Annotated in this window: 6 protein-coding genes and 2 pseudogenes; 3 read left to right on the top strand and 5 right to left on the bottom strand. The window is 60.8% G+C overall.

Annotated elements, in window-relative coordinates; all coding sequences use genetic code 11:
* Positions 1 to 230 precede the first annotated feature (230 nt).
* The 3 genes from arfB (at position 231) to Q7T64_RS11815 (ending at position 2,437) form a co-directional block, all read left to right on the top strand.
* Positions 231 to 641 (top strand): alternative ribosome rescue aminoacyl-tRNA hydrolase ArfB, encoded by a 411-nt coding sequence (gene arfB, locus Q7T64_RS11825; RefSeq protein WP_304795795.1) that lies wholly within the window; start codon positions 231 to 233, stop codon positions 639 to 641.
* Positions 642 to 812: 171 nt separating this feature from the next.
* Positions 813 to 1,139 (top strand): helix-turn-helix transcriptional regulator, encoded by a 327-nt coding sequence (locus tag Q7T64_RS11820; RefSeq protein ID WP_304795793.1) that lies wholly within the window; start codon positions 813 to 815, stop codon positions 1,137 to 1,139.
* Complete coding sequence (locus Q7T64_RS11815; RefSeq protein WP_304795791.1) at positions 1,136 to 2,437, top strand: type II toxin-antitoxin system HipA family toxin; 1,302 nt, start codon at positions 1,136 to 1,138, stop codon at positions 2,435 to 2,437. Before Q7T64_RS11820 ends, Q7T64_RS11815 begins: the two co-directional genes overlap by 4 nt.
* A 48-nt stretch (positions 2,438 to 2,485) precedes the next feature.
* Here the strand turns inward: Q7T64_RS11815 and Q7T64_RS11810 are convergent, their stop codons facing one another.
* From Q7T64_RS11810 to Q7T64_RS18130, 5 genes and pseudogenes are all read right to left on the bottom strand, one after another.
* Positions 2,486 to 3,355, bottom strand: coding sequence for a universal stress protein (locus Q7T64_RS11810; protein WP_304795789.1), 870 nt, complete (start codon positions 3,353 to 3,355; stop codon positions 2,486 to 2,488).
* An 81-nt stretch (positions 3,356 to 3,436) separates the two neighbouring features.
* Positions 3,437 to 4,741 (bottom strand): annotated as a pseudogene (locus Q7T64_RS18140) (glycoside hydrolase family 65 protein); the annotation flags it as partial.
* A 195-nt stretch (positions 4,742 to 4,936) separates the two neighbouring features.
* Positions 4,937 to 6,391, bottom strand: a pseudogene (locus tag Q7T64_RS18135) (beta-phosphoglucomutase family hydrolase); the annotation flags it as partial.
* Complete coding sequence (locus Q7T64_RS11800) at positions 6,342 to 6,566, bottom strand: hypothetical protein (protein WP_304795785.1); 225 nt, start codon at positions 6,564 to 6,566, stop codon at positions 6,342 to 6,344. The pseudogene Q7T64_RS18135 and the gene Q7T64_RS11800, both read right to left, overlap by 50 nt.
* 123 nt (positions 6,567 to 6,689) lie before the next feature.
* Positions 6,690 to 6,824, bottom strand: a complete 135-nt coding sequence (locus Q7T64_RS18130) for a hypothetical protein (RefSeq protein ID WP_370653314.1) — start codon at positions 6,822 to 6,824, stop codon at positions 6,690 to 6,692.
* Positions 6,825 to 6,831 lie beyond the last annotated feature (7 nt).

The following is a 6,831-nucleotide window of genomic DNA, read 5'->3' as shown; positions in this document are numbered from 1 at the left end:
ATGCGCTAAATCGGCATGGTAGGTTGACTACTCTGTATTATGTCAAAGCAAGGAAGCGGGCCAGTCAAGACACCCTGCGGGTGATACTGATCACAGCCTCAAATGCTGTTCAAGACGTATCCGGGCAAAGTGTTGCCTGCTCCCTGGCACGAAGAACCCTGGTCGCTAAAAACCCGTATGCAGGTGTAAGCCGAAGCTCAGGCGCATCGCCCGAGCACGTAAAATGGCGCATGAGCCTGACCACCCCTCCAGACATACCCGAAGCGGAAATCGAACTGACCGGTATCCGCGCCCAAGGCGCGGGCGGGCAAAATGTCAACAAGGTCTCCAGCGCCATTCATTTGCGCTTTGACATACCGGCATCCTCCCTCCCCGACCACATCAAAGAGCGATTGCTGGCACAAAACGACAATCGGATCACGGCAGATGGCGTGTTGATCATCAAGGCGCAAACTTTCCGCAGCCAGGAGAAAAACAAGGAAGAAGCCCTGCGCCGGCTGCAGGAGATGATTGCCGCGGTCATGACCGTGCCGCGCGAACGCAGGCCGACCAAGCCCACCCGCGGTTCACAGCGGCGTCGGGTCGAGGGAAAAGTGGTGCGAGGCCGGATCAAGGCGATGCGCGGCAAGGTGGTGGATTGAATAGCTTGTACCGCGCCCTGCCCGCTTGCGCGCCTGCCGCTGACTGATCTCGGGGAAGGACCTGGAGCGGCGGGCCATCAACTTGGGCGTGCTTGTTGCTGACATTTTTACTGACATCGCACCACTAAAATGATATGTTTAATTAGCTAATACTATAAAAAGCTAATTATCATGATCAATTTGCTTCAGGCAATAGCCCATGCTCGACGTTCCGCCAGGCTGAGCCAACAGGAATTGGCCGACAAGGCTGCGTTAAGCCGGATGGCCGTCCAAAAAATTGAGGCGGGCACGACTGATCCCCGGCTTTCGACGCTGTTAGCGCTGACCCGCTCGCTCGGCATGGAAATCATGTTGGTACCGGCTAGTACTGCTATGGAAGTCGAGTCGTTCATACGCTCTGGCGGCAAGATGCTTGGGCAGCGGGCCGGCATCAGCGCGCCGGTTTCCATCGTCGATGACTTGCTGGAAGGGCGTGACCAGCGCGCCGGCAAACAATGACCACGTCGATCCGCTACCTGAAAATGACGCTCCACTGTCCGAGCCGGGGGCGCGTTCCGGTTGGCTACCTGTCTCAATACGGTGATGTCTTGCGGGTGTCGTTTGACGCGGATTACATCGAGGATCCACAGCGCCCCACGCTTTCCCTGTGCTATCGCGGCAGCAGCGAGCAACAAACGCGGGAGATACTTTCCGCCATGCGCGACGCGCGCGTGGTGCGCAACGACGGCAGATGGCCTGCCTATTTCCAGAACCTGCTTCCCGAAGGCCACAACCGCGAGCGACTCGCTCTTGAGCGCCGCTGCAATCCCGATGATGAATTCGAGCTTCTGGCAGCGGCTGGTCATGACCTGATGGGTGCTTTGGAGGTGGAGCCAGTACCATTGTCCGCCGGGATTCCGGAGGCGGTGCGGCATTGGCATGCAGCGCTGGGGATCGACGTGCTTGAGCCGGAATTTGTGGCATCTCCGGTCGAGGACGCGGCGTCCTTGCCGGGGGTGATTACCAAATTTTCAGCGGTCCTGGAAGGTCGGCGCTATGTCGTCAAGCGTCACGGCGCTGCCGGCTCTGTCATCCTGAAGCTGCCAACAGCACGGCATCCGGAACTGGTGGCCAACGAATACATGGGCTATCAGTTAGCCCGGGCGGTGGGGCTGAACTGCGCCTGCGCACAGATCATTTCCAAAGACCAGGCGGACTTGCCGGACCAGGTGCCGTTTCCCCAGATACTTGCGGTGCAGCGTTTCGACCGCGGCCAGAATGGTGTGCGCATTCATATCGAGGAATTCGCGCAGGTACTCGGCTATGAGCCCAGGCACAAGTATGGCAAGGGCTTGCAGGAGGATTATTCGGCAATGCTTCGGATTATTGACCAACTGTCAGTGGATCCGGCTAACGATGTGCAAGAGTTCATCAACCGGTTCGTCATTTTTGCCCTGATGGGCAATACCGATGCACACCTGAAGAATTGGGCGCTGCGCTACGAAAACGGGGTCGATCCAGCACTGTCGCCGCTGTACGATCCGGTATGCGTGACCGCATTTTTTGAGGATGCGCCGCGCGCCGATTATGGAATCAATCGGGCCATCGATGCCAAACTCCAGGAGTTCAGTTGGGATGACCTGGAGGACTTGCTCAAGCGCGCTCGGATACAGCGAAGAAGCCGACTCATACAGGTCGCAAAAGGGGTAATCAAGCAAGCCCGGGCTGACTGGCCCGCATTGCTTCAAGACGCTCCGGACAATATGCGGCGGTCCATTATGGGACGGCTCGCTGGTGGCATTCAACTGGCGCGATGAATTTCCGAATCTCCGAATCTCCGAGTCGATAGATCATTGATTCAATAGTCAATCTTCAATGTCCGTTCCGACCTTCAGCCGCGCAGTCGATCGTTCGGCCTGCCGCACCAGCAGCAATGGGCATTGCGCCTCCTCCAGCAGGCGCTTCAATACCAAGGCGCGGCCAGCGCCCATTGCACCATGCCAGCCAAGCGCAAGGACGCTGGTGTGCTGGCGCGCCGCTTGTTCAAGCAGGGCCGTGGCCGGTTCGCCGCGCCGCAGCAGCACTTTGTCAATCGAACGTGATTCAGTGGCCGTGCAGCCGGTCAAGCCTCGCTTGACCATTTCCTGCATGCGGTGCGGATACTCGTGATAGGCGGCATCGGCATAGCCGCCCAGCGGCGCGGCGCCGGGGCCATCCGGCACATGCATGACCGTAACCTGGATGCGCAATGCACAGGCGAGCCGGGTGGCGGCTTGCAGGGCATGGTCAGCAGCAATTCCACCACTGGCCGCCACCAGCATCGACGTCCAGGGCAGTATTTCCCGGTAATGCAGTGGAAGCAGCAATACTGGCGTCGGACAGCGCTCAATGACGGCTTGCGCGATCGAACCAAGGCGTCGGGACAAGTCGAGTCCGGCGGCAGCGGATGCACCGCGGGCGCTCATGACGACCAGGTCGATCTGGTGGTCTTTTATCGCTTGCAGCACAGCGGCGTCAGCGTTTTCCGTCAGTTGGTGCAGCACAACCTGCGCCTGTTGCGTCCACGGCACATGCAGCCGCTCCAGCGCCTCACGCCCTGGAATCGGTTGGCGCGCCGCGTGCAGCACGTGCAAGGTGGCCGGTAGCGCCTGTGCCAGCCACAGTGCGCAGGCGGCGCCCTTTGCGGCTTCATCCGAGCCGTCCAGAGGCAAAAGGATCGAGGCGAAACGATTCATTGGCTTGGCTCCTCCGTTGCGTATGCATTGCGCGAATTCCCGCTACCGCACCGCCATTCGATCCAGTTTTCGACCTGCGGTTTAATCGTTTTCCTGATCTGCTTTGCCTGCCGGCGCGGGATCGGCATTGCCGCCGGCTGGTATCACCAGCGAGTGCGTTGTTCCGCGGTACGCCAGGCTCACCCCGACGCTGCCCCACTGCGCCGGTATGCGCGTGCTTGCGCGCGGGTCGGCATGCGCACCGGACTCGTCAAATGTGATCCCCAACATGCCGAATACCAAAGCCTGCCAGGTCGCTGCCATCGCGGCCGGATGCACGCCCAGCATGCTGTTGTCCATCGCGTCGGACAAGTCCAGCCACAGGCTTTGCTGCCAGTGGCGTTGGGCGTCCTCATTGCGGCCGATGCGCGAAGCGACCGCCGCGTGCACGCCCGGGGAAAGGCTGCTGCCATGATCGGTAATCGGTTCGTAATAGGCGTAATTCGCTGCGACGACCTCATCGGAAAACGCTTCGGGGAACAGCAACGGTAGCATGAGCACATCGGCTTGTTTGATCAGCTTGATGCGGTTGGTCTGTTCCCAGTCAAACAAGCGGTTGGCGGGTGCCCTGAAGCGCTCGTCCTTGGAGAGCGGATACTCCTCCAGTCCGAAAAATCCTTCGAATTGTTCGATCACGCCATGTTCATCCGGCTGGGGGATATACAAGGATTCGGATAATGTCGCCCATTCATCGGCCTCGCCGAGGTTGCGGCCCAAACGCCGCGCCAGCCAGGCGGCCCGCTGCAAGTTGAAGCGCACCAGCCAGTTGGTATAGGCGTTGTCGTTGACCCCGTGGTGATATTCATCCGGCCCGACTACACCGCGAATGTGATGATGCTGTTCGCCGCGGGTCACCCGGCTGGCCCAGAAGCGCGCTGTTTCGAACAACAGGTCCGCCCCCGGTCCGCTCAGGAATTGCTCATCGCCAGTGGCTTCCCAATAGCGCCAGACCGCATAGGCGATGTCGGCCGTCACATGCAGCTGCTGGCTGCCGGTAAAGATCGGAATCTCACGGCCGGTGCTCTTGAGCACGATCATGCTTGGCGTGACGTCGTCGCCGGTCACCGTGGATTCCCAGGCGAAGCAAGCGCCGCGGTAGCCCATCGCCTGGGCACGCCGGCGCGCGCCATCGAGCGTGTGATGCCGGTACAGCAGGAGGTTGCGCGCCTGCGCCGGCTCGACATGCAGGAAGAACGGCAACATGAAGATTTCCGCGTCCCAGAAAACATGCCCTTCGTAGGCGCGTCCGGTCAGCGTGCGCGCGCCGATGGAAACGCGCGGATCATCGCCGGCCGGCAAGCGCAGGTGGTAGCTGCCGAAGCGGAGCGCCTGTTCAATTGCTGGCCGCCCCGGCACGCGGATGTCCGCCCTGCTCCAGAAATCACCCCAGGCCTGCGCATGTCCGGCCAGCAATCGATCGAAATCTGTCCATGCCAGCGATTCCAGATGAGTCCTGGCGGCGGCGCCGGGATCGGCGCTATCGCGGCTGGTGTGGATCGCCACCATCCGGCGCAGCATTTGCGGCGTGCGGACAATCCGTGAAGCAATGCAAATCTCGATGCCGGAGCTGCGGGTCCGATAGCGCACCAACTCCAGGTCATCCGTTGTGACGTGTTCCAGCAACGCAAGATGCGGATGGTGCACTGCCAGCTCGCGGCTATCGAGCGAGGCTGTCAGTTGCACCACGCCCCAATGGTTCTGCGGCTCGACCACCGCCTCTTGCAGCAACAGATGGCGGTCTACCAGGCAAGCGCAGCGGCGCGTGCGTACTGCGGTGCGCCGTCCTTCGTGTGTCTCGTACGTGGCGTCGATATGCAACACGCCTGCGCGCAGGTCAAGCACGCGCCGCAGCTCGCGGCCAGTCCCGTTGGTGAAATCCAGCGCAGCGCCTTCTACGCTGATGTCCACCCTGAACGGGAACGGCAGTGGCACCAGTTCGGCATACGGATCGGCACCGCGTTCGGGCGCGAAAAAATCCAGCTCCGAATACGGCAAGTCGGGGCGCTTGCTGTCGTAGACGCCGCCGATGAAGAGATCGCATTGCGATTCCGGTAGCGGGCAATCCAGGGCGCCCCGTACGCCCAGATAGCCGTTGCCGACCGCGAACAGGCTTTCCATTTGACGTTCGCGCGCACGATCAAAGCCTTCCGCTTCGACCCGCCAGGCAATATCTTCCCGGCGTTGGCGCCAGGCTGCCTGCAAGCGATCCACGTCCAGGCCGGCGAGATCGTCGACCACGATGTCTGCGCCGGCCTGCAGTAAGGCAGGGGCGTTGGCGCCGCGATTGATACCCACGACCAGGCCGAATTTGCCGCGTCGCCCGGCCTGCACACCGGCTACTGCATCTTCGAGAACGACGCTGTGCGCCGGCGCGCTGCCGAGCGTGTCGGCCATGCTCAGGAACATGTCCGGATCCGGTTTGCCCTTGAGCTTCAATTGATCAAGGTCGATACCGTCAAGCCGCGCATCGAACAGCGCCGCAATGCCGGCCGTCTGCAAAATTTCACGGCCATGCCGGCTGGATGTGACCACGCCGGTCTTGATGCCGCGCTCGCGCAATGCTTTGATCAGGATCAAGGTCGAGGCGAAGGTCTGGACGCCCTGCTCGCGCAACCCTCGCTCGAACAGCATGTCCTTGCGTTGCGCAAGCTGGTCCTGCTGCTCGACGGACAATGCAATCCGGCGCGCGGCCAGGAAGCTGCGCACGCCTTCGCCTCGCGGCTTGCCGTCTACATAGACGCGATATTCAGCCTGGTCGTCAAATGGTGCGGGCGGTATGCCGTCGTGGGATTGGCTGCGCAGGAAATCGTCGAATGTCTCCTTCCAGGCTGCTGCATGCAAATGCGCAGTCCGGGTAATGACGCCATCCATGTCAAAGATCGCTGCCGTGATCTCGTCGCTCACACTACACCCTCCCGTGCTGCGACTGACAGGACTGCGTGAAAGTTCAGCCCTGGGGTTTGCCTGGTTCGCTCGTGCTGGCGGCCTCTTGCGCATCCTTGGCCCTGGCTTTTTGCGAGGCAATGATTGCCAGCACGATCACCATCACACCGTGCGCGACGCCGAGATAGATCCAGTTTCCGCCGCGCTGGATGAAATAGACCATGCAGACGGCATTGAGGATGCCGCCCATCGATGTTGGCAGGATACGGGCAATTGTGCGAGGAGACATGACGAATGGATCTAGAACGCGAGAGGTGGAATGATAGGACGTTTCAGACCGTCTCACAATTCGTCAATTTCAGGAGCCAGAGGCAAATTGGCGGGATATCAACTATGCAACTATGCGTCCTGCTCAATCCAGCCTGAACTTCGGCGATACCGGCGCAAGCCGGTAGGACACGCCAAGCAGCCGGCTGCTGATCGACAAATTGGCCTGCGCTGCCGCATCGGCGGAGATTTCAAAGCGCAGTGCACCCTCTACGGACATGAAATTG

It is taken from the genome of Lacisediminimonas sp. (assembly GCF_030645335.1).
Classification (GTDB): domain Bacteria; phylum Pseudomonadota; class Gammaproteobacteria; order Burkholderiales; family Burkholderiaceae_D; genus Lacisediminimonas.
Note: the sequence above shows the minus strand (reverse complement) of the source record. Positions and strands in the feature narration are given on the sequence as shown.

Coding starts and splice junctions, on each gene's coding strand:
- arfB (WP_304795795.1), top strand. CDS start 231: ATGAGCCTGACCACCCCTCCAGACATACCCGAAGCGGAAATCGAACTG.
- Q7T64_RS11820 (WP_304795793.1), top strand. CDS start 813: ATGATCAATTTGCTTCAGGCAATAGCCCATGCTCGACGTTCCGCCAGG.
- Q7T64_RS11815 (WP_304795791.1), top strand. CDS start 1,136: ATGACCACGTCGATCCGCTACCTGAAAATGACGCTCCACTGTCCGAGC.
- Q7T64_RS11810 (WP_304795789.1), bottom strand. CDS start 3,355: ATGAATCGTTTCGCCTCGATCCTTTTGCCTCTGGACGGCTCGGATGAA.
- Q7T64_RS11800 (WP_304795785.1), bottom strand. CDS start 6,566: ATGTCTCCTCGCACAATTGCCCGTATCCTGCCAACATCGATGGGCGGC.
- Q7T64_RS18130 (WP_370653314.1), bottom strand. CDS start 6,824: ATGTCCGTAGAGGGTGCACTGCGCTTTGAAATCTCCGCCGATGCGGCA.